Annotated in this window: 20 protein-coding genes, 1 tRNA gene and 1 other RNA gene; 12 read left to right on the top strand and 10 right to left on the bottom strand. The window is 70.8% G+C overall.

Going from position 1 to position 19,944, the window contains the following annotated elements; translation table 11 throughout:
* The 5 genes from ACH4T9_RS05300 to ACH4T9_RS05280 all read right to left on the bottom strand — a co-directional run bounded on the left by ACH4T9_RS05300 (position 1) and on the right by ACH4T9_RS05280 (position 4,988).
* On the bottom strand, positions 1-963 hold the full coding sequence (locus ACH4T9_RS05300) for an ABC transporter permease (RefSeq protein WP_350881200.1): 963 nt from the start codon (positions 961-963) through the stop codon (positions 1-3).
* Positions 960-1,964, bottom strand: coding sequence for an ABC transporter permease (locus ACH4T9_RS05295; RefSeq protein ID WP_396670682.1), 1,005 nt, complete (start codon positions 1,962-1,964; stop codon positions 960-962). Before ACH4T9_RS05295 ends, ACH4T9_RS05300 begins: the two co-directional genes overlap by 4 nt.
* Before the next feature lie 78 nt (positions 1,965-2,042).
* Positions 2,043-3,707 (bottom strand): ABC transporter substrate-binding protein, encoded by a 1,665-nt coding sequence (locus tag ACH4T9_RS05290; protein WP_396670683.1) that lies wholly within the window; start codon positions 3,705-3,707, stop codon positions 2,043-2,045.
* A gap of 316 nt (positions 3,708-4,023) precedes the next feature.
* Positions 4,024-4,494: a hypothetical protein gene (locus ACH4T9_RS05285; RefSeq protein ID WP_396670684.1), complete on the bottom strand. Its 471-nt coding sequence runs from the start codon at positions 4,492-4,494 to the stop codon at positions 4,024-4,026.
* A 59-nt stretch (positions 4,495-4,553) separates the two neighbouring features.
* Positions 4,554-4,988, bottom strand: coding sequence for a hypothetical protein (locus ACH4T9_RS05280; RefSeq protein ID WP_396670685.1), 435 nt, complete (start codon positions 4,986-4,988; stop codon positions 4,554-4,556).
* A 311-nt stretch (positions 4,989-5,299) separates the two neighbouring features.
* Between ACH4T9_RS05280 and ACH4T9_RS05275 the strand changes: the two genes are divergently transcribed.
* Positions 5,300-5,662 carry a hypothetical protein gene (locus tag ACH4T9_RS05275; protein WP_396670686.1) on the top strand — a complete coding sequence of 121 codons (363 nt, stop codon included), beginning with the start codon at positions 5,300-5,302 and terminating at the stop codon, positions 5,660-5,662.
* Between the two features lie 18 nt (positions 5,663-5,680).
* A complete protein-coding gene (locus ACH4T9_RS05270) occupies positions 5,681-5,911 on the top strand; it encodes a hypothetical protein (protein ID WP_396670687.1) in 231 nt (76 codons plus the stop codon).
* Between the two features lie 494 nt (positions 5,912-6,405).
* Here the strand turns inward: ACH4T9_RS05270 and recR are convergent, their stop codons facing one another.
* The 4 genes from recR to ffs form a co-directional block, all read right to left on the bottom strand.
* Positions 6,406-6,999 carry a recombination mediator RecR gene (gene recR / locus ACH4T9_RS05265; protein WP_350881190.1) on the bottom strand — a complete coding sequence of 198 codons (594 nt, stop codon included), beginning with the start codon at positions 6,997-6,999 and terminating at the stop codon, positions 6,406-6,408.
* A 12-nt stretch (positions 7,000-7,011) separates the two neighbouring features.
* On the bottom strand, positions 7,012-7,320 hold the full coding sequence (locus tag ACH4T9_RS05260; RefSeq protein WP_201754419.1) for a YbaB/EbfC family nucleoid-associated protein: 309 nt from the start codon (positions 7,318-7,320) through the stop codon (positions 7,012-7,014).
* Between the two features lie 111 nt (positions 7,321-7,431).
* The gene (locus tag ACH4T9_RS05255; RefSeq protein WP_396670688.1) at positions 7,432-9,870 is read right to left on the bottom strand and encodes a DNA polymerase III subunit gamma and tau; all 2,439 of its coding nucleotides are present in this window, start codon (positions 9,868-9,870) and stop codon (positions 7,432-7,434) included.
* Between the two features lie 107 nt (positions 9,871-9,977).
* Positions 9,978-10,067: signal recognition particle sRNA small type (gene ffs / locus ACH4T9_RS05250), an RNA gene on the bottom strand.
* Between the two features lie 82 nt (positions 10,068-10,149).
* Here ffs and ACH4T9_RS05245 point away from each other — a divergent pair.
* Positions 10,150-10,237 (top strand) — tRNA-Ser (locus tag ACH4T9_RS05245).
* A 221-nt stretch (positions 10,238-10,458) separates the two neighbouring features.
* On the opposite strand, the gene ACH4T9_RS05240 is transcribed toward ACH4T9_RS05245, so the two are convergent.
* Positions 10,459-10,725: a hypothetical protein gene (locus tag ACH4T9_RS05240; RefSeq protein WP_396670689.1), complete on the bottom strand. Its 267-nt coding sequence runs from the start codon at positions 10,723-10,725 to the stop codon at positions 10,459-10,461.
* Between the two features lie 549 nt (positions 10,726-11,274).
* Between ACH4T9_RS05240 and ACH4T9_RS05235 the strand changes: the two genes are divergently transcribed.
* The 9 genes from ACH4T9_RS05235 (at position 11,275) to ACH4T9_RS05195 (ending at position 19,676) form a co-directional block, all read left to right on the top strand.
* Positions 11,275-11,787 (top strand): NUDIX domain-containing protein, encoded by a 513-nt coding sequence (locus ACH4T9_RS05235; RefSeq protein ID WP_396670690.1) that lies wholly within the window; start codon positions 11,275-11,277, stop codon positions 11,785-11,787.
* 335 nt (positions 11,788-12,122) lie between these two features.
* Positions 12,123-12,737: a hypothetical protein gene (locus ACH4T9_RS05230; protein WP_396670691.1), complete on the top strand. Its 615-nt coding sequence runs from the start codon at positions 12,123-12,125 to the stop codon at positions 12,735-12,737.
* Positions 12,738-12,769: 32 nt separating this feature from the next.
* Positions 12,770-13,303, top strand: a complete 534-nt coding sequence (locus ACH4T9_RS05225) for a hypothetical protein (RefSeq protein ID WP_396670772.1) — start codon at positions 12,770-12,772, stop codon at positions 13,301-13,303.
* A gap of 80 nt (positions 13,304-13,383) precedes the next feature.
* Positions 13,384-15,483, top strand: coding sequence for an NACHT domain-containing protein (locus tag ACH4T9_RS05220; RefSeq protein ID WP_396670692.1), 2,100 nt, complete (start codon positions 13,384-13,386; stop codon positions 15,481-15,483).
* A 150-nt stretch (positions 15,484-15,633) separates the two neighbouring features.
* Entirely contained in the window at positions 15,634-16,185 is a 552-nt protein-coding gene (locus ACH4T9_RS05215) for a DUF5872 domain-containing protein (protein ID WP_387026436.1), read from the top strand.
* A gap of 276 nt (positions 16,186-16,461) precedes the next feature.
* Entirely contained in the window at positions 16,462-16,980 is a 519-nt protein-coding gene (locus ACH4T9_RS05210) for a ribbon-helix-helix protein, CopG family (protein ID WP_396670693.1), read from the top strand.
* 77 nt (positions 16,981-17,057) lie between these two features.
* The gene (locus tag ACH4T9_RS05205) at positions 17,058-17,906 is read left to right on the top strand and encodes a DUF4097 family beta strand repeat-containing protein (RefSeq protein ID WP_396670694.1); all 849 of its coding nucleotides are present in this window, start codon (positions 17,058-17,060) and stop codon (positions 17,904-17,906) included.
* Between the two features lie 25 nt (positions 17,907-17,931).
* Positions 17,932-18,888, top strand: coding sequence for an ATP-binding cassette domain-containing protein (locus ACH4T9_RS05200; RefSeq protein WP_396670695.1), 957 nt, complete (start codon positions 17,932-17,934; stop codon positions 18,886-18,888).
* Entirely contained in the window at positions 18,885-19,676 is a 792-nt protein-coding gene (locus ACH4T9_RS05195; RefSeq protein ID WP_396670696.1) for an ABC transporter permease, read from the top strand. The genes ACH4T9_RS05200 and ACH4T9_RS05195 overlap by 4 nt, the downstream gene beginning before the upstream one ends.
* The last annotated feature ends 268 nt before the right edge of the window (positions 19,677-19,944 follow it).

Genomic DNA, 19,944 nt, shown 5'->3' with positions numbered 1-19,944 from the left:
CTACTTCCGCAGCTTCGGGTCGAGGGCCTCGCGCATCGCCTCGCCGAGCAGGGTGAAACCGAGCGCGGTGACGATGATCGCGAGGGCGGGCAGGACGGCCAGCCGGGGCGCGGCGTCGAGGTAGCGCTGCGCGTCGGCGAGCATGACGCCCCACTCCGGGATGGACGCGTCGTTGTTGCCGAGGCCGAGGAAGGAGAGCGCGGCGGCCTCGATGATCGCGGTGGCCAGGGTCAGCGTCGCCTGGACGATCACCGGGGCGAGCGAGTTCGGCACCACGTGGGTCAGCGCGATCTTCGGCTTCTTCACGCCCAGCGACGTCGCGGCCAGCACGTAGTCGCTGTTGGCCTGGGAGATCATCGAGCCGCGCAGCAGCCGGGCGAAGACCGGCACGGAGACCACGCCGACCGCGATCATCACGGTGGTCAGGCCGGAGCCGAGCAGCGCGGCGATGCTGATCGCGAGCAGCAGGCTCGGCATGGCCAGCAGCATGTCGACGAAGCGCATGATGACGTTGTCGAGGGCCCGGCCCCACTTGCCGCCGAGGCCGGCCGCGGCGCCGGCGACGCCGCCGAGCAGCGACCCGACGGCCAGCCCGATCAGGGTGGAGATGATGCCGACCAGCAGGGTCTGCCGGGCACCGACGATCATCCGGCTGAACTCGTCGCGGCCGATGTGGTCGACGCCGAACCAGTTCTCCGCCCGGGGGCCCGGGAAGTAGCCGATGTTGTCCCGGATCTCGCCCTTCCAGAGCTGGGCGTCCGCCGGGTGCGGGACCAGGAACGGCCCGACGATGGCGACCAGCAGGAACAGGCCCAGGATCACCGCGCCGACGATGGCGGCAGGGTTGCGCCGCAGCCGGCGGAACGCCTCCTGCCAGAGGCTCACGCCGCGCTCGTCGTCCCGGGCGGCCAACTCGGCGAGCCGGTCGATCTTCTCGCGCTTCTTGCCGCTGATGGCCGTCATCGCACCCTCACCCTCGGGTCGATCACGCTGTATGAGAGGTCCACCAGGAGATTCACCAGCACGTACACCACCGCGATGATCAGGATGAAGCCCATCAGCACGGGGTAGTCGCGCTGGCCGATCGCCTCGGCGACGAACGCCCCGATGCCGCTGAAGGCGAAGACGGTCTCGGTCAGCACCGCGCCGGAGAGCAGGCCGCCGGTGAGCAGGCCGATCGAGGTGACCACGGGCAGCATGGCGTTGCGGAGCACGTGCCGGCGGCGGACCGTGTTCTCGGTCAGGCCCTTGGCCTCGGCCGTGCGGACGAAGTCCTCGTTGAGCACCTCCAGCACGCTGGCCCGGGTGATCCGGACGATGATCGCCAGGGGGATGCTGGCCAGCGCGAGGCCCGGCAGCACCAGGTGCCAGAGCGCGTCGGCGGCGGCGTCCCACTCCCGGGTCATCAGCCCGTCGAAGACGAAGAAGTTGGTGATCCGGGTCGCCCCGAGGGTCGGATCCTGCCGGCCGCTGGACGGGAACCAGCCGAGGTTCTCCGAGAAGATCGCCTTCAGCACGTACGCCAGGAAGAAGACCGGGATGCAGATGCCGATCAGCGACCCGCCGACCGAGAGGTGGTCGAGCATCCGGCCCCGACGGCGGGCGGCCAGGTAGCCCAGCGGGATGCCGATCCCGATCGCGATCACCATGGCCATCACGGTCAGCTCGACGGTGCCGGGGAACCGCTCGATGAACTCGGTGACGACCGGGCGCTTGGTGGAGGTCGAGGTGCCCAGGTCCAGCTTGATCAGCCGCCGGACGAACCGGCCGTACTGGATCAGGATCGGCTCGTCGAGACCGAAGTTGCGGCGGATGGCGGCGCGCATCTCCGGCGTGCCGCGCTCACCCAGGATGGCGGTCTCGGGGCCGCCCGGCAGCCGGCGCAGCCAGATGAACAGCAGAAGGGAGAGCCCGATCAGCGTCGGTATGAGCTGTAGCAGGCGTCTGACGATGAACCGGAACACGGCGGCCTCGGAAAGGGGTGCGGAGGGGTGCGGGCGGGTGCCGTGGTAACAGCACCCGCCCGCGTTCGTTGCGTCAGATCAGGACTTGAACTCGGCGGTAGCGAACCGCTCGTCGGTGAGCGGGCTCGCCTTGATCCCGGTCACGTCCTTGCCGAACACGATCGCCGGCGGCGAGTGCGAGATCGGCACACCCGGCACGAGCTCCATGATGGCCTTGTTCAGAGCCTTGTACTTCTCCACCCGGGCCGCCTGGTCGGCGGTGGTGTCCGCGTCCTTGAACTGGTCGAAGAGGGCCTTGTCGGTGAAGCCCCACTCGTCCTTCGGCCGGTCGAAGAAGGTGCCGATGAAGTTGTAGGCGTCGCCGTAGTCACCGGTCCAGCCGAGGAAGTGGATGTCGTGCTTGTTGCCCGAGGTGGTGGCGTTCAGGTAGTCCGGGCTCCACTTGAGCGGGATGGCCTCGACCTTGATGCCGACCGCCTTGAGGTCTGCCGAGAGCAGCTCGAAGATGTCCTTCGGGTTCGGCATGTACGGCCGGGTGACCTCGGTCGGGTAGTGGAACCGCAGAGTCAGGTTCGACGCGCCGGCCTCGGCCAACAGCGCCTTGGCCTTCTCCGGGTTGTAGTCGTACTTGGCCACGTCGCCGTTGAAGCCCTCGACGGTGTCCGGCATGAAGTTCACGCCGACCTTGGCGCCCGGGGGCAGCTTCGAGTCGACCAGTGCCTGGCGGTTGAGCGCGTACGCGATCGCCTGGCGAACCTTGACGTCGGCGAGCTTCGGGTTCCCCTTCTGGTTGATCGCCAGGTAGAGAACGTTGAACGCCGGGCGGGTGAGCATGTTGAAGCCCTCGGACTTCAGCGGCTCGACGTCGGCCGGGCCGACCAGGTCGTAGCCCTGGATGTCGCCGGAGCGCAGCGCCTGCTTGCGCGCGTTCTCGTCCGAGATGGTCTTGTAGATCAGGGTCTTCAGCTTGGCCTTGTTGCCGTAGTAGTCGTCGTTGCGCTCGATGGTGAGCGTCTTGTTGGCGACGTCCCAGGCCTTGAACTTGAACGGGCCGGTGCCGGTCGGGTGCTCCATCGCGTACGCCGGGTACTTGATGTCCTCGGCGGTGCCACCCACGTTGCTGGCGTCGTACTGCTCCAGCGCCTTCGGGCTGTGGATGGAGAACGAGGGCAGCATCAGCGCGGCCGGGATCTTGCTGGAGACCCGGGTGAACGCCAGGTCGACCGTGGTGGCGTCCTTGGCGGTGCACGACTTGAACAGGCTCGGCGGCAGGTCGGCGTTCTCGTTCTTGGCGAACCCGCCCATGACGTCCTGCCAGTACGCGGTCACGTCCGGGCTCTGCATGAGGCCCTTGGCGTTGTACCAGCGGTTGAAGTTCACGCACACGGCGTCGGCGTTGAAGTCGGCGCCGTCGTGGAACTTCACGCCCGAGCGGAGCTTGAACGTCCAAGTGGTGCCGGCTGCGTCCGGGGTCCACGACTCGGCCAGCCCCGGGGTGACCTTGGTGCCACCCTCCTCCGGCCGGACCAGGGTCTCGAAGACCTGACGCGCCACGCGCAGCGACTCGCCGTCGCTGGCGAAGCTGGGGTCGAGGACCTTCGGGTCGCCGGCCACGCCGAAGACCAGAGTGTCCTTCTTGCTACCGCCGGAACTGTCATCGCGGTCGCTCTCGGCGCAGCCTGCTACCGCGAGGGCCGCGACCGCGACGGCCGCAATTGCGACCTTCGGCCTGGGTGCACGCATGGGTGCTTCACCTCGTCCTTGGGGGTACGGACAACGTGGTGACAGGGGTCACCGATGGGCGTGACCTTAGCTGCCGTTCGGACCCCCGGGAAACCGCCGAGGAAGCGGTTGGTATCGGATCGTGTCTTAACCGGTGCGCCCCGCACGCGCCGGCCCGGCGGGCCGCCACCAAAGGGACGATATGCACCGGTTCATAGATGCGAATTTGTTACATCGACCGTCGCCCCCGTCCGACCAGATGTCAGACACCCCACAGTGAATCGGGACGCCGGAAGGACCGACGGCCGGCGTACTTCAGCCAGCGGCGAATGCGGGATCAGGATCCAGAACGGGAGGGAGTCGGGATGGCGGTCACGGTCGGACAGGTCGGCAGTAGTTCGACCTGCGCGGCGGGGGTCGCCACCGCCGGGTGGCGGAACGTGATCCGGTGGCACTGCGTCACGACGGTGGGCAGGGGACCCGGGCCGTGCCCCTGGGCGTCGTGCAGGACCACGGACAGGTCCGGCGTCCGGTGAATCTCCCGCACCTCCACACCCATCTCGTCGGCGATCGCCAGGACACGGTCGTCGGTCGGGGCCGTCGCCCCCGTGGCGAGCACCGCGTCGCCGTACTCCCGCGCTCGCTGTGCCAGCGCCGCCTCCGCCCGCGCCTCGCCCGCCCGGCTGGCCTTTCCGTGCTGCCGCGCCTTCGCCTCCAGCCACACCGCACCGCCCACGAAGGCGATCAGCAGCAGGGCCGTCAGGACCCCCGGTGCCAGAGGCTCCCGCTCATCCGGCCGCCGTTTCACAGCCACCTCCCGATGTCCGTGGGCACCTCGCCGATCGGCGAGGTGCCCACGGGCCTGGATCAGTTGTAGCCCACCGCCGACAGTCGGGAGGATACGGCGTTGGCATACGTCACCGCACCGGTGTCCTTCGAGTGGAAGGACGCCCGGCTGATGCAGACGTTCTTCGTGACGTCGGGGTTCATCAGATCGAGCCCGTAGTAGCCCAGGCTGGTCAACGGGTTGCCGGCGAGGCCGTCCACCACGTGGAAGCTGGCCTGCAGCAGGTTCGACTCCTGTGCCAGGATCCCGAGGAACACCTGCGCCGGCACGAACCCGCCGCCGGAGAGGGCAAGCGATGGGAACATCCCCTGCGGGGAGTACGCCGGCAGCCCGTTGTTCGACCAGTTGGCCGGCCGCTGGAAGGTGAGCTGCCCCCGTACCGCCAGGTCGGCCGCCCACTCCATCTGCTCCCGGTTGGGCTGGTACGCCTGGGTCATCGGGTCGTTGCGGGGCACCGCGCAGGAACGGTCCTCGTCCCCAGGCGACCGTGGCAGGGTCGGGACCGGTGAGCGTGGCCCGCGGTTCCTCCACGCCGATCGTCCCGCCCACGGCGGGCGACAGCCGCCGGCCGGCCGCGCCGACCGACGGCTCCACGTCGAACTCGACCTGCGCGCCGCTGCGGACCCGGGCCGTGATCCGGACCCGGTCCGCCCGGCCGTCGCCGGTTCCGCCGCCGGCCGTCGGCCCTGCGGCCTCCCGACCCGTGCCCGCCCGGGTCACGACCAGGTCCCCGGTCCGCGAAACGTCGCTGTCAGGTGGCGCGTCGATGGAACGCCAGCCGGGTGGCAGGCTCCGTCCGGCGAGTCTCGCGCCGGCCCGGGCCCCCACAGCGAAGACCCGGCCCTGCCCACTGGCCCGCAGCTTCACCGTCCCGCTCGGCACGGTGGCCACGGTGGCGAGCCGGCCGCCGGTCCAGCGGAGCAGGTCGACCTTGTCGGTCCGGGCCACCTGGAAGGCGACGCCCCGCGACCCGTCCGGCATCAGCCGGAAGGGCGTCCCACCGGTCCGGGCCGCTGGCCGCACCGTCCCCTTCCTGTCGACCGTGACCAGCGCGTCCCCCTTCGCGGCGAGGATCGAGCCCTCGACCGGGACAGCCGAGGTGAGCTGGCCGGACGCGTACACCCGGTGACCAGCGAGGGGCCGGCGGGTGTCCACCGTGGTGAGCACCGTCCGGGCCGCCGCGTTCCCATTCGCCGTGGCCGGCAACTCCAGCCGGGTCAGCACCACGCTCTCACCGGCCGCGCAGCCCGGGTTGTGGTACGCCAGGGAGTACCGCTCGGGCAGCTTGGTGACCACGCCGGTGCTCAGGTCCACCACGGCCGCGAAAGCGCCCGCGTTGAGCAGGTTCTCCTTGTTGGCGAACTGTCGCGGGGCGTAGACCACGACGGCTCGCCGGCCGGAGCCGGTGACGCAGAGTTGGCCCGTCCACTGGTCCGTCGTCACGCCCGGCTCGGCGAGAGTCGCGGCGGTCCGCCACTGGTACGCCGCTTTGGTGTCCGCCACGAGCACGTGCAGGCCGGTCTCGTCGGCAGAGGTGGTGACCGCCCGGTCGGTGGACCGTCGCCAGCCAGGCCCGAGACTCCGGTCAAATTCGAGGACGCGGTCGGGCGCCACCGGCGCGCTACGGTCGTCCTGTGGGGCGGCGGCGCTCGGTCCGGGCCGGAGTGGGGGGTGCCGCCGATGCCGGTCGTCCGTGAGGGACCAACGGCATCAGCACCGCCAGTCCGAGCACAGGTATCAAGATTCTCCGCACAGTGACCGCCGTCGCGGGGTGCGAGAAGCACCAGCCTCGCGACGGAGGTCACCGACACGCCACCAGCGGCCCACCCACGCCACCAGCGGCCCACCGTTTCGCCATCGGGAACCGGACTCTCAGACCGCCCGGCGGCCCTCGAAGGCGCGGCCGAGGGTGATCTCGTCGGCGTACTCCAGGTCGCCGCCGACCGGCAGGCCGCTGGCGAGCCGGGTCACCGCGATGCCCATCGGCTTGACCATCAGCGCCAGGTACGTCGCCGTCGCCTCGCCCTCGGTGTTCGGGTCGGTGGCGAGGATCAGCTCACGCACCGCGCCGCCACTCAGCCGGGTCAGCAGCTCCCGGATGCGCAGGTTGTCCGGGCCGATCCCCTCCAGCGGGTTGATCGCCCCACCGAGCACGTGGTAGCGGCCCCGGAACTCGCCGGTCCGCTCGACCGCCACCACGTCCTTCGGCTCCTCGACCACGCAGAGCACCTCGTCGGTGCGGCGCGGGTCCCGGCAGATCCGGCACTGCTCGGACTCGGCGACGTTGTAGCAGGTGGTACAGAACCGCACCAGATCCTTGACCTTGCGCAGCGCGCCGGCCAGCCGGTTGACGTCGGCCGGGTCCGCCGACAGGACGTGGAAGGCGATCCGCTGGGCGCTCTTCGGGCCGACGCCCGGCAGCCGCCCCAGCTCGTCGATCAGGTCCTGGATGGCACCTTCGTACATCTGGTCGCCGGCTCAGAAACCGGGGAGGCCGAGGCCGCCCGCGCCGCCCGCGACCGGACCCATCTTCTGCTCGGTCAGCACCCGGGCCGCCTCGGCGGCGTTGTGCAGCGCGGCGACCACCAGGTCCTCCAGCGTCTCCACGTCCTCCGGGTCGACCGCCTTCGGGTCGATCTTGATGCTCTTGATGTCGCCGGAGCCGGAGACGGTCGCGGTGACGAGGCCGCCGCCGGCGGTGCCGGTCAGCTCTGCCTCGGCCAGCTCGGCCTGGGCCTTGGCGATCTGCTGCTGCATCTTCTGCGCCTGCTTCAGCATCTGCTGCATGTTCGGCTGTCCACCTGGGCGCACGGATGGCTCCTTCTCACACTCGTCTGCTCGGCCGCGCCCAGCCTAGTCGGGGGCGTGGCCCGTTCTCGGGTACGGGCGACACCCGCGTCAGCGGGCGTCCACCTCGTCGATCTTCTCGGCGCCGAACGCCTCCCGGAGCAGCTGCACCGCCTGCTCCTCGCTGGACTGCCGGGCGGTCCGCTCGTCGATCACCTCGTCGAGCGGCTCGTCGCCCGGGTCGAAGCCCTCGTAGCTCGGGGTGGCCGGCGCAGCCGGACCAGGGCGTCCACCGCCGCGCACCGGCCCGTCGTAGTCGGGGTCGTAGGGCGGCTCGCCGGCCCAGTCCGCGTCCGCGGACCGCCGGGCCCCGTTCTGGGTACGCGGGCCGCGGCCGGCCGCCGCCGCCCGCGCGGCGGCGATGGCGCTGCTGACCGGTGCACCGCCCGCACCGCCACCGTTGCCGGCGGAGCCGTTGGCCGGCGGGACGGTCGGCTCCGGGCCCGCGCCCCGAGCCGGGACGGCGGGTGCGGGCTCACGCGTCGGGGCAGCGGCGGCGGGGGTCCGGGGCGGGACGGTCGCCCCCGCGCCGTCAGCGGGCGGCCCGGCGGGGTCGGTCCCGCCCGGGCGGGCCGCCTCCGGCCAGTCGTCCTCCTGGGTCGCGTTCACGGCCGGCGCGGCCCCGCCGGGGCGGGCCGGTTCGGGCCACTCCTCGTTCCCACCGGCCGACGTGGCCGGCCCGCCCGGAGCCGCGCCGGCCCGGCCGTTCGGTACGCCGGACGTCGGGCGGGCGGCGGGGGCGGTCGGTGCCTGTGGGGTCGGGCGGGCCGCCGCGGGAGCCGCCGCCCGAGGGCCGCCGCCGCCCCGCTCGCCGGAGACCTCGCAGCGGATCTGCCAACGCCCGCCGAACTCCTCGTAGAGGGCGTCGGTGAGCACCTGAGCATGGTCGGACATCATCTTGGCCAGCACCGTCGACTTCACGGTCAGCAGCAGCACGTCGCCGTCCAACTCCCGGACCACCGCGTCACGCATCAGCGCCGCAATCCGCTTGTTGGTCCGGTTGACCTTGCCGACCACCTCGGGCCACGCCCGACGCACCGCCACGGCGTCCAGCGCTCCCGGGGCAGCCGCGCCGGGACGGGGCGGGGCGAGGGTGCCCGGGTCGGGCATGACCGCCTCCGGCGGGACCTCCCGCCGAGGCGCGACCGGGGCGGCCGGAGCCGCCGCCACGGGAGCGGCGGGCGGAGGCGGGCCACCCGCCGGGGCGGCGGACGCCGCCGCCGGCGCGGACGACGCGGCAGCCGCAGGCGGGGTGGCCGGCTCGGGGCGTACCGGAGGGGCCGGGGCGACCGGCGCGGGGCCGGCGGCGGCCGGCGGCGACTCGGTGCCGCCGAGGGTGAGCCGGCGTTCCATCCGCTCCAGGCGCTGAAGCAGGGCACCGGTCGAGTCGTCCGCCCCCGGCAGCAGCATCCGGGCGCAGATCAACTCCAGCAGCAGCCGGGGCGCGGTGGTGCCGCGCATGTCCACCAGGCCGTTGTGCACGATGTCGGCGCACCGGGACAGGGTGGCCGGGCCGAGCCGCTGGGCCTGGGCGGTCATCCGCTCGATCTCGTCGGCCGGCCCGTCGATCAGGCCCTTGGTGGCGGCATCGGGCACCTGCTGGAGCACGATCAGGTCGCGCAGCCGCTCCAGCAGGTCCGAGGCGAACCGGCGCGGGTCGTGCCCGGCCTCGGCCACCCGGTCCACGGTCGCGTACGCCGCCGCGCCGTCCCCGGCGGCCAGCGCGTCGCACATCTCGTCGATCAGAGCCGAGTCGGTGACGCCGAGCAGCGCGGCGGCCCGGGCGTAACTGACCCCCTCCGGACCCGCGCCGGCGATGAGCTGGTCGAGCACGGAGAGGCTGTCCCGGGCGCTGCCGCCGCCGGCACGCACGACCAGGGGGAAGACCGCCGGCTCGACGGTGGCCCCCTCGGCCTCGCAGAGCTGCTCAAGGTACGGCCGGAGCACCTTCGGCGGGATCAGCCGGAACGGGTAGTGGTGGGTCCGCGACTTGATCGTGCCGAGGACCTTCTCCGGCTCGGTCGTGGCGAAGATGAACTTGACGTACTCCGGGGGCTCCTCGACCAGCTTGAGCAGGGCGTTGAAGCCCGCCGACGAGACCATGTGCGCCTCGTCGATGACGTAGATCTTGAACCGGCTGTGGGCCGGCGCGAAGAACGCCTTCTCGCGCAGCTCCCGGGCGTCGTCGACGCCGCCGTGGCTGGCCGCGTCGATCTCCAGCACGTCGATGGAGCCGCCGTCGGTGGCCAGCGAGCGGCAGGACTCGCACTGCCCGCACGGCTCCGGGGTGGGGCCCTGCTCACAGTTCAGCGAGCGGGCCAGGATGCGTGCGCTGGAGGTCTTGCCGCAGCCGCGCGGGCCGGAGAAGAGGTAGGCGTGGTTGAGCCGCCCGCTGCGCAGCGCCTGCGACAGCGGCTCGGTGACGTGCTCCTGCCCGATGATCTCGGCGAAGGTGCGCGGCCGGTACTTGCGGTAGAGCGCCAGTGCCACCCGTCCCGCCTCCTCTCGACCGAGCCATTCTGCGCCGGTCGGGCACGCGTGACCACCCACCACCCCGTGACCCTGACCTCGGGTACGGTACCGGCGCCCGGAGACAAAAAGGCCTCCCGTGCACCCGGCAGAGCTCGCTTATCCTTGCTGCCTTCCGGCCCTGGGGAGGTTCACGAGATACCGCCGCACGGGAGGTGAGACCCACCCTACCCGACCGCCGGTCGATCTTCGGGGGGTGGTGGGGTGGTGGGGCCACGACGGACCTGTATCCTGTCCCACGGAGGATTCGCCTAGAGGCCTAGGGCGCACGCTTGGAAAGCGTGTTGGGTTTACACCCTCACGAGTTCGAATCTCGTATCCTCCGCCAGCCTCACCAGGCACGACAGCAGGGCCGGCCCCACCGGGGACCGGCCCTGACTCGTCTCTGGTCTCAGTCGGCCGACTCAAGCGTCATGCGCTGTCGGCGAGGGCTCCTAACCACAGCTCGCCTGGACCAGCCGGCAACACAGCGTTCAGGCGGACAGCGATGGCGTCTGGTAGGGGTCTGCGGCGAAGAGGCGACTGCGGCCACCCCTGTCAGCTATGGGTTCAGCAGGTGGTGTTGCCGGCCGGCACCCAACCGTCCAGTGACGGATCCTCGGCGCCATGGCCGTAGAGCCAGGAGTCGGCGTCGACGGCCCAGACCTGACCGTGCCAGCGGAATCCACGCCCGGCCGTCAGGGTGCGCAGCACGAAGCCGCTCTGGGGTGCGGCACGGAGCCAGGTGTTCTCCCTGAGGTTGCAGACAATGCCCCACGCGTCGCTCGCCGAGGCTGGCGTGGCCACCACGCCCGTACCGGCGATTATGACAGTCATGGCCGCCAGTGCATGCAGAAGTCGACGTTTCACTCGTGTCCTTTCTTGGGAGCAGAAACTATTCGCCATCGAGGTCAATATACAATCGGCCCGCGCGGTGGTCGCGCTCGCGGCTCGCCTTGTCTGCTCAGGCAGCGCGAACGCGAGTGGCGATGGACCAGCGGGATGCTGCCCTGCCCTGCCCTGCTCCGGCAGCGAGGAGGGGCGCGACCCTCGCGACCACCACGACCTACCCCTGCCGGTGGTCGCTGTCGTTTTCGGTGCCGGAGTCGTAGCCGAGATGGTCACCACGCCGACGTCTTCGGAATGCTCCCCATATACACGGCATGCATACCGCCCAGCCCTTTCGAGCAGTTGAATCAGGGTCTGAGTCCGCAGCAACCCAAGGAGCCACCGTCCATGGCGACGCGATCCGTCTGTCCCCGGTGCGGCGGGAGGTTGGCGCGCGACAACAGCAGTGGGCGCTGCGCCCCATGCCAGGCCGCCGAGCGGGATCGCCTGGTCGCGCCACCGAGACTGCCAAGCACCCGCAGGGCCGACAATGATCGGGTGGCGGACGACATACCTCTGTACGAGCGGGACCCGGCCGCGTGGCGTGCGTACCTCGCCGAGGGCAACGCCCGGCAGGCCCGCAAGAGGGTGGGCGCGGACGTCCTCATCCGCAACCGTCGGGGTGACGTCTTGCTGGTCGACCCGCGTTACAAGCCGGACTGGGACCTTCCCGGCGGTATGGCGGAGGCGAACGAGCCGCCGCACCACGCGGCCGAACGGGAACTGCGCGAGGAACTGGGGCTGGTGGTACGGATGGGGATGCTACTCGTCGTCGACTGGGTCCCACCCCACGATCCGTGGGACGACAGCCTGATGTTCATCTTCGACGGCGGCACGGTCGAGGCGGGCGCGGATCAGCTACGCCCGACGGACGGCGAGTTGTCGGACTGCCGGTTCACCCCGCTCCCCGACGCCGCCAGGCTGCTGCGCCCCTACGTCTGGCAACGTCTCGACCAGGCGGTCATCGCCCTGGCCACCGGCTCGCCCCGCTACCTCGTCAACGGCTCCTGACGTCAGCCCGCGCCCATGCCGGGCGCGGGGCCGGGTGCCGCTAGGAGGTGGGGCGCGGCGATCCGGTCATCCCCTCGCATGGTCCAGGTTTGCGGAGCAGTTCGACGTCGGCGACCAAGGCACTGGGCTGGTGTGGCTGGGGCCGGTCCACGTCGGCAGGCCACCGCAGGGCCACGGACGAGTCGACCTCGGACTGGATCAGCTCGTTTGATCCGTCGCACACCCGGTACGTTCCGGGGCAGCGCCGGCACTCCGTTCCCGGTCGTACAAATGTTCTATCCACAGGCTGTGGACATTCGCCGGTGACGAGCGCTGGCAGTCGCCGGAGGGGGCCGATGAGTTACCAGCTCAGCGCCGTCGTCGCCGATGGCGAGCTGCTCCGCGAGCAGACCGCCGACCTGGACCACGCCGTGCTCGCCGCGCTGCGCCAGGACTTCGCGCTGCTGCCGGTCACCCCGCAGCTCGTCGAGGAGCTCACCGGGGCGCTGCCGGACTTCGTCGTGGACAGGCCCGGCCCCGACCAGCCGTTCGAGCTGGTGCTCTCGCCGGCCCTGAACGCGCTGTTCGCCGGGTGGTCGCGGCTCGGGCCGGTGGCGTACCTGGAGGCCGAGTTCTCCGGCGGCGTCGGCCGCCAGGCGTCGGTGGTCTGGCTGGGCGGCGCGGTGAGCTGGGGGCCGCGCTTCGACGACGTGTTGGGCTCCCCGCGCGAGCAGTGGCCGTTGAACGCCGCGCTGGCCCGCCTCGGCGCGGAGCCGGGCCGGTGGATCGACCCGTTCGCCGAGCTGGGCCTGCACCTGGAGCGGAACACCGACGGCTGGCTGATCCACGGCCGGCGCGGACTGACCGCCGACTACTGGGACGAGCTGGCCGAGGAATGGGAAATCAGGGAATCCGTCGATCGGCAGCAACCTGAGCGCCCCGGTCCCGTTGGGGACTGGGGGATTCCATGAGATTGCGACAATTCGTTTTCATTGCGACACTACTGGCAGCTGCCTCGATTGCCGGCAGCGGCGCATGTCCACAGGGGCCGAATAAGGTCGGCGGCGACCTTCGCCCGCCCGACCCGCCGTCCGGCGTCGGCCGCCCGGACCGCCCCGCAGAGGTCGTCAACCTACGCGGGCTGCGCAACGTCGAGTTCGGCGACACCGGGGCGGACCTGACCCGGCGCGGCATACTCCGCGCCGAGGTCGACGCGTGCGGGCCGACGCTCGCCGGACACGAGGAGACCAGCCCGGTCTTCGTCGACGACCGGCTGGTGCTGCTCTGGCTCGACGACCCGGTCCGCACCCCGGAGGGCGTCACCGTCGGTACACCCGTCGGCCAGGTCGGGGCCCGCTACGCGCAGGTCAGCCGGCTGGTCGCTCCACACGGGACGTACCGGTTCGACGGCCTGCTGGCCCGACGCGGCGACCGCGCGTACCTCTTCCTGCACGACGGCCGCACGGTCCGGAAGATCATCGCGGGGTACGCCAACTGGGCCCGCCGCCTCTTCGCCGAGGGCCACGGCCCCTGCTGACCGAAGCGACCGCCCGCCCGGTGTGAGGGCGTACCCGATCACGGGTTGTGCGCCACGGCGGCGGACGGTAGAGACGACGCATGCGTCGGGTAACCACAATCGTCCTCACGGTGGTCTGCGTGACCCTGCTGGGGGTCGTCACCAACGTCGCCACGGGGGTGCTGCCCGACCGCTGGTCCCCGTACCTGTGGCTCGCCTGGCCGTTGCTCGCCTTCGTGGCCACGGCGCTGACGGCGGTCGAGATCCGCCGGGCCCGCGAGCCCGGTCCGGTCGGCGGCGCGAGCGCGGCGCGGGCCCGCCGGGTGCTGCTCGACCGGGTACGCCGCTACTGGATCACCAGCGTGCTGGACCGCTCGCTGCACGTGGAGGCGCGGCTCCAACTGGGCATCACGGCGTCCACCGACGACCGCCGGTACCCGTGGACGCTGCGGGCCAGCCACCGGGACGGCTTCACCGGTGTCCTCGACGACCGGACGTCGGTCGCCGCGCTCTTCGAGCGGCTCGACCGGGCCATGGTGATCCTCGGGGCACCCGGGGCCGGCAAGACGACCACGCTGCTCGAACTCGCGCGCGAGCTGCTCGACGGGGCCGAGACGGACCGGGACGCGCCCGTCCCGGTGGTCCTGAACCTCTCGTCGTGGGCGACGCGCCGCCAGCCCCTCGCCCAGTGGCTCGCCGAGCAGCTCACCGAGCGGTACGGGATACCGTCGGCCCAGGCTGCGGCCTGGGTCGCGGGCGGCGAGATCCTGCCCCTGCTCGACGGCCTCGACGAGGTGGTCGAGGCGCGCCGCGACGAATGCGTGGCGGCGATCGCCGCGTTCCACGCCCAGCAGCCCCTCACCCCGATCGCCCTCTGCTGCCGTGCGGCGGAGTACCAAAGGCTCCGGACCAGCCTGCCCGTCTACGGCACCGTGACGATCGAGCCGCTGACCCGGCCGCAGATCGAGCGACACCTGGACCGGTCCGGGCCCGCCCTCGCCGGCCTGCGGGCCGCCCTCGCGGCGGACGAGGAGTTGTGGGAGTTCACCGGGTCGCCGCTGCTGCTCAGCATCATGGCGCTGGCCTACGCCGACGGACCCGGCCCGGAGACCGGCACCGGCAGCCGGCGGAACCGGCTCTTCGCCCGGTACACCGAGACCATGCTGCGCCACCGGCCGCACCCCGGCTACCGTCCCGAGCAGGCCACCCGGTACCTCTCGCTGCTCGGCCACCAGATGCGGGAACGACAGCAGTCCATCTTCGTCCTGGACCTGGTGGCACCGGACTGGTCACGAACCTGGCCGCGCAGGAACGCCGACCTGCGCAGCCGGACCGCGTCCAGCATCGCCGTGGGTCTGCTGGTCGCGCTCTGTGGTGCGCTGCTGGCCGGCTGGGCCGGCGTCCCCGCCGGCCCGGTGGCCGCCGTCATGACGGCGCTCGGCCTCACTTTCGGCGAGTACGACAACCTCACCCTGATCGCGCGGTGGGGACGACCGCCCGAGGGCCGTCGTGCGATCCGGGTCAACTGGCTGACCGCCACGGCCGAGGAGTTCACGGATGTCCTGTACAAGCCGGCCGTCGGCGGATCGTTCGTCGCCGGCACGCTCGCGGTCGGGGCGGTCTTCGGCCTCTCCGGCGGTTGGGCGGGCCTGCTCACCGGCCTGGCGTACTGGATCGGTTTCGCGCTGGCCGCGCTGCTCGCCCTGGGCGTCGGCAACACCGTGGCGTTCCACCTCTACGTCGTGGGGCCTCCCGGGGGCGCCCCGCGCCGCGAGATCCCGAGCCCCGCGCTGCGCCAGCGGCTCCGCTTCGCCCTTCGCGTGGCACCGGCCCTCGGCGTGATCACCGGCGCCCCGGCCGGGGTGCTCGTCACCTGGCCACGGACCGACGCCGACGGCGTCCGGTACGGCCTGCTCGTCGGGACGGCGGCGGCGCTGTACCTGCTGGTGTCAGTCGCGGTCGGGCCGATCGTGGAGCAGTGGCTGGTCCGCCGGCAACTCGCCCGCGACAACGAGCTGCCCCGGCCGCTACGGCCGTTCCTCGACTACGCGGTGCAGTGCCTCTTCCTGCGTGACGTCGGAGACGGATACATCTTCGTCCACCGGGAGTTGCTGGAGTTCTTCGCGGACCAGGTGGCGGCGGGACGGCTGAGGCCGCTCCGGCCGCCACCCGTCGACAGCATCGTCCTCAAGGACGGCTGAACGATCGAGGAGAAGCTGAACAGGCGTCCGGTGATGGCTGACGGCGGCTACCGCGGCAACCCAGAGGTGAGCCGCCGGAGGCCCGGCGCCGGTGCTGCTGGCCCTTCCCGGACGAAGCATGAGCCCCGGGGTGCCGGGTAACCGCCGAGCATGGCCCAATACACGAAGCCCGAGCTCAGGGAGCAGATCAAGGAGGAGATCAAGGCCTCCGACAAGGGCGGCCGGCCGGGGCAGTGGTCGGCGCGCAAGTCGCAGCTGCTCACCCGGGAATACGAGAAGCGCGGCGGCGGCTTCGAAGGCCCGAAGGACGAACGCCAGAAGTCCCTGCAACGTTGGGGCGGCGAGCACTGGCAGACCAAGGACGGCGGCACCCGTGCCCGCCGAGCGGGCGAGACGGACCGTTATCTACCCAAACATGCTTGGGAACAGCTTTCCGACAAGCAACGGCGCGAGACTGACGCCAAGAAGCGCAAGGCATCAAGGTCCGGCAAGCAGTACGTGTCCAACACCGGGCCGGCCAAACGCGCCCGCCGGAACGCCACCTCTGCCGAACGGCTGTCGGAGCTGCCGGTCGCCGAGGCGGCCAAGCTCGTCCGCGACCTGGATACGGGTCAGCTCAAGACCGCACTGCGGCACGAGCGCGACGGCAAGGGGCGCAAGACGCTCATCCAGCGACTGGAGTCGGCACTCGCCCGGCGCTGAGCGGCGTGGCCGTGAGCCAGTCACCGGAACGCGATGATTCGGTCGGCCCTTGTGTTCCCCCGACCGGGACCCTGGGGAGACCACAAACGAGAACGCCCAGCTGATCCTGACGGATCGTCCGGGCGTTCTCGCATTTCCGGAGCGGTGACGGAGGGAGTTGAACCTTCGGCTAGAACTCGACCGCCGGGAGTTACCGAACGCGAGCCTGGAGCCAGCCTGCTGCCAATCTGAGCCAGATTGGTTGCCCATGGTGCCATCGTGTGCCATAGTGGTGCCATGAACCTGACCCCGTACGTGGCCTCTCTGGGTCGTGAGCTGCTGACGGCCGCGGAGACCGGTGGTGACAACGACACCGCGTTGATCGAGCGGTTGACCGTGTCGATGGAGTCGGCGATCCGGCTCGCCCTGCTCGAAGCACTGTCGGCCGCCGCCGACGAGATCACCAGGGAGCTGGCTCCCGGCTCGGTCCAGGTTCGCCTGCGTGGCCGTGACCCGGAATTCGTCGTGGCACCTCACCAGGTGGAGCAGCCACGGGAAGACCCGACCGACCGGGGCGCGGCGCCGGCCGACGATGCCGCGATGGGCTTCGAGGACGGTGCCACGACGCGCATCAACGTCCGACTCCCGGAGCAGCTCAAGGCCGCCGTCGAGGAAGCGGCCGGCAAGGAGGGCCGGTCGGTCAACGCGTGGCTGGTGCGTGCCGCCTCGACCGCGCTGCGAGCCTCGGAGCGCGACCACGTCTCCGACCGGCGCGGCAAGCCCAGTGCGCAGCGCTACACCGGCTGGGCGCGTTAGCCGAACCCGGCCCCCACCTTCCTTTCACGTCCCCTACCAGCGGGGATGCTCTTCCGACTCATCTCGAGGGGACAGCCATGCCTGTTTTCGCCACCCCGGAACCGATCTCCGTCACGATTGATATCTCCGTCGGCGACGTGCGGCTCATCGCGAGCGACCGCACCGACACCGTCGTCGAGGTACGGCCGAGCGACGAGTCCGACAACTCCGACGTGGAGGCCGCGCAGCAGACCCGCGTCGAGTACGCCAACGGCACGTTGACCGTGCGCGGGCCGAAGGCCCGGGTGTTCGACTTCTCCAAGAAGACCAGGTCGGTCGCCGTGCTCGTCGAACTCCCCACTGGCTCGGCGGTGCACGGTGACGTGTCGGTCGGGGACTTCCACAGCACCGGCGTGTTGGGGGAGTGCCGGTTCAAGACGTCCGTCGGTCACTTCCGACTCGACCGGATCGGCCAGCTTCGCCTGGACACTTCCGGTGGCCACATCGCGGTCGACACGATCGCCGGTAACGCCGAAGTCGCCACCGGCAGCGGACGGGTTCACATCGGCGAGATCGGCGGGGCCGCGGTCATCAAGAACTCCAACGGCAACACCGACATCGGCACCGTCACCGGCGAACTGCGTGTACGTGCGGCCAACGGCGACATCTCCGTCGACCGGGCCGAGGCCGCAGTGGAAGCCAAGACCTCCAACGGAACCATTCGCATCGGCGAGGTCGCGCGCGGCTCGGTCACGCTGCACACCGCGACCGGCGACCTGGAGATCGGTGTCGCCACGGGCACCGCCGCCTGGCTCGACCTGAAAACCGGGCACGGGCGAGTGCACAACGCGCTGGCCGACATCGCCCAAGGACCGGAGAAGTCCGAGGAGACCGTCGAAGTCCGTGCGAACACCTCCTTCGGCGACATCACCGTCCGCCGTTCCTGACCAGAACTCTCGAAGGGGACCTCCCATGACCATGCCATCGGAGTCGGCGATCACGGCGACCGGACTACGCAGGTCGTTCGGCGACCACGTCGTGCTCGACGGAATCGATTTGAACGTCCCGCGGGGCACCGTTTTCTCGCTGCTCGGCGCGAACGGAGCGGGCAAGACCACCACGGTCAAGATCTTGTCCACGCTGATCCGCGCCGACGGGGGCAGCGCGCGAATCGCGGGCCACGACCTGGCCGCCGAGCCCGACGCGGTCCGCGCCGCGATCGGCGTAACCGGCCAGTTCTCTGCGGTCGACAACCTGCTCACCGGCCAGGAGAACCTGACCCTGATGGCCGACCTGCACCACCTTGGCCGGGCGGCGGGCAGGCGCAGAGTGGCCGAACTGCTCGACCAGTTCGACCTGGTCGACGCGGCCAAGAAGCCGGCCGCGACCTATTCCGGCGGCATGCGCAGGCGGCTTGACCTCGCGATGACCCTGGTCGGCACACCCCAGGTGATCTTCCTCGACGAGCCGACCACCGGGCTGGACCCGCGCAGCCGCCGTGGCATGTGGCAGATCGTGCGGGAGTTGGTCGCGGGTGGCGTCACCATCTTCCTCACCACGCAGTACCTGGAGGAGGCCGACGAGCTCGCCGACCGGATCGCGGTACTAAACCACGGCAAGATCGTCGCCGAAGGCACCGCGGACGAACTCAAGCGCCGCATCCCCGGCGGCCACATCCTGCTGCGGTTCGCCGGCCTCGGCGACCTCGAGTCCGCCGTACGCGCCGTGGGCCAGACGTCCCGCGACAGCGACGCGCTCGCCCTGCGGGTGCCGCACGACGGCAGCCTCCGTGCGCTGAAGGCCCTGCTCGACCGGCTTGACGAGAACGCGGTCGAGGTCGACTCGCTGAGCATGCACACCCCCGACCTCGACGACGTCTTCCTCGCCCTCACCGGCAACCCCAGGAACGAGAAGGTGGCCACGCGATGAGCACCATGTCGTACGCACTGACCGACTCGGCGACGATGCTGCGCCGCAACCTCAAGCGAATGGTGCGCTATCCGTCCATGACGGTGATGCTCATCGGCATGCCGATCGTCTTCCTGCTGCTGTTCGTCTACGTCCTCGGCGGCACACTCGGCGCCGGGCTCGGCGGCCCTTCCGGCGGGCGGGCGGAGTACGTCAACTACGTCACCCCCGCGATCATCCTGATGACGATCACCGCCGCGGTTCAGGGCACCACCATCTCGGTCGCCATGGACATGACCGAGGGCATCGTCGACCGGTTCCGCACCATGGCCATCGCCCGCATCTCCGTCCTGACAGGGCACGTCGTCGGCAGTCTCGTCCAGACGATGCTCAGCATCGCGGCGGTCATCGGCGTCGCACTGCTCATCGGCTTCCGGCCGTCGGCAGGTCTCGGCGACTGGCTCGCCCTCACCGGCGTCCTGGTGATGATGGCCTTCGCCTTCATCTGGCTGTCGGTCGCATTCGGTCTGGCCAGCAAGACCGTCGAGTCGTCGAGCAACGTCGGCATGCCGCTGATCCTGCTTCCGTTCCTCGGCAGCGGGTTCGTCCCGACCGACTCGATGCCCACCGCGCTGCGCTGGTTCGCCGAGTACCAGCCGTTCACCCCGCTCATCGAGACCATTCGCGGTCTCCTGATGGGCACTCCGATCGGGAACAGCGCCGTAATCGCCATCGGCTGGTGCGTCGTCATCACCCTCGGCGGCTACCTCTGGTCGAAGAAGCTGTTCAACCGCGAGTCCACCCGATAAAGCTAAGACTGGACGAGGAAATGCCCGGCGGCTCCGAGCGGAGCCGCCGGGCATTTCGCCCTGCTATATGGCGGTGGCGGCGGGATTTGAACCCGCGGAGGGCGTAAACCCTCACACGCTATCGAGGTCTGCAAGGTTCCGTTCGTGAAGGGTCGAGCACGTACCAACCAGCGGACGACGGCTCTCCCCAACTGCGATCAAACGAGGCCGTACATGTGTGAACGAGACCGGAACTGAGACCACGCGTGCCAGTTTGAAGGGAGGTGCG

Source organism: Micromonospora sp. NPDC020750, from assembly GCF_044334565.1.
Taxonomy (GTDB): Bacteria; Actinomycetota; Actinomycetes; order Mycobacteriales; family Micromonosporaceae; genus Micromonospora.
Note: the sequence above shows the minus strand (reverse complement) of the source record. Positions and strands in the feature narration are given on the sequence as shown.

Excerpts from the sequence above, each read along its gene's own strand:
- ACH4T9_RS05300 (WP_350881200.1), bottom strand. The coding sequence starts at position 963 with ATGACGGCCATCAGCGGCAAGAAGCGCGAGAAGATCGACCGGCTCGCC.
- ACH4T9_RS05290 (WP_396670683.1), bottom strand. The coding sequence starts at position 3,707 with ATGCGTGCACCCAGGCCGAAGGTCGCAATTGCGGCCGTCGCGGTCGCG.
- ACH4T9_RS05275 (WP_396670686.1), top strand. The coding sequence starts at position 5,300 with ATGGAACGCCAGCCGGGTGGCAGGCTCCGTCCGGCGAGTCTCGCGCCG.
- recR (WP_350881190.1), bottom strand. The coding sequence starts at position 6,999 with ATGTACGAAGGTGCCATCCAGGACCTGATCGACGAGCTGGGGCGGCTG.
- ACH4T9_RS05260 (WP_201754419.1), bottom strand. The coding sequence starts at position 7,320 with ATGCAGCAGATGCTGAAGCAGGCGCAGAAGATGCAGCAGCAGATCGCC.
- ACH4T9_RS05240 (WP_396670689.1), bottom strand. The coding sequence starts at position 10,725 with ATGACTGTCATAATCGCCGGTACGGGCGTGGTGGCCACGCCAGCCTCG.
- ACH4T9_RS05230 (WP_396670691.1), top strand. The coding sequence starts at position 12,123 with ATGAGTTACCAGCTCAGCGCCGTCGTCGCCGATGGCGAGCTGCTCCGC.
- ACH4T9_RS05220 (WP_396670692.1), top strand. The coding sequence starts at position 13,384 with ATGCGTCGGGTAACCACAATCGTCCTCACGGTGGTCTGCGTGACCCTG.
- ACH4T9_RS05215 (WP_387026436.1), top strand. The coding sequence starts at position 15,634 with ATGGCCCAATACACGAAGCCCGAGCTCAGGGAGCAGATCAAGGAGGAG.
- ACH4T9_RS05210 (WP_396670693.1), top strand. The coding sequence starts at position 16,462 with ATGAACCTGACCCCGTACGTGGCCTCTCTGGGTCGTGAGCTGCTGACG.
- ACH4T9_RS05205 (WP_396670694.1), top strand. The coding sequence starts at position 17,058 with ATGCCTGTTTTCGCCACCCCGGAACCGATCTCCGTCACGATTGATATC.
- ACH4T9_RS05200 (WP_396670695.1), top strand. The coding sequence starts at position 17,932 with ATGACCATGCCATCGGAGTCGGCGATCACGGCGACCGGACTACGCAGG.
- ACH4T9_RS05195 (WP_396670696.1), top strand. The coding sequence starts at position 18,885 with ATGAGCACCATGTCGTACGCACTGACCGACTCGGCGACGATGCTGCGC.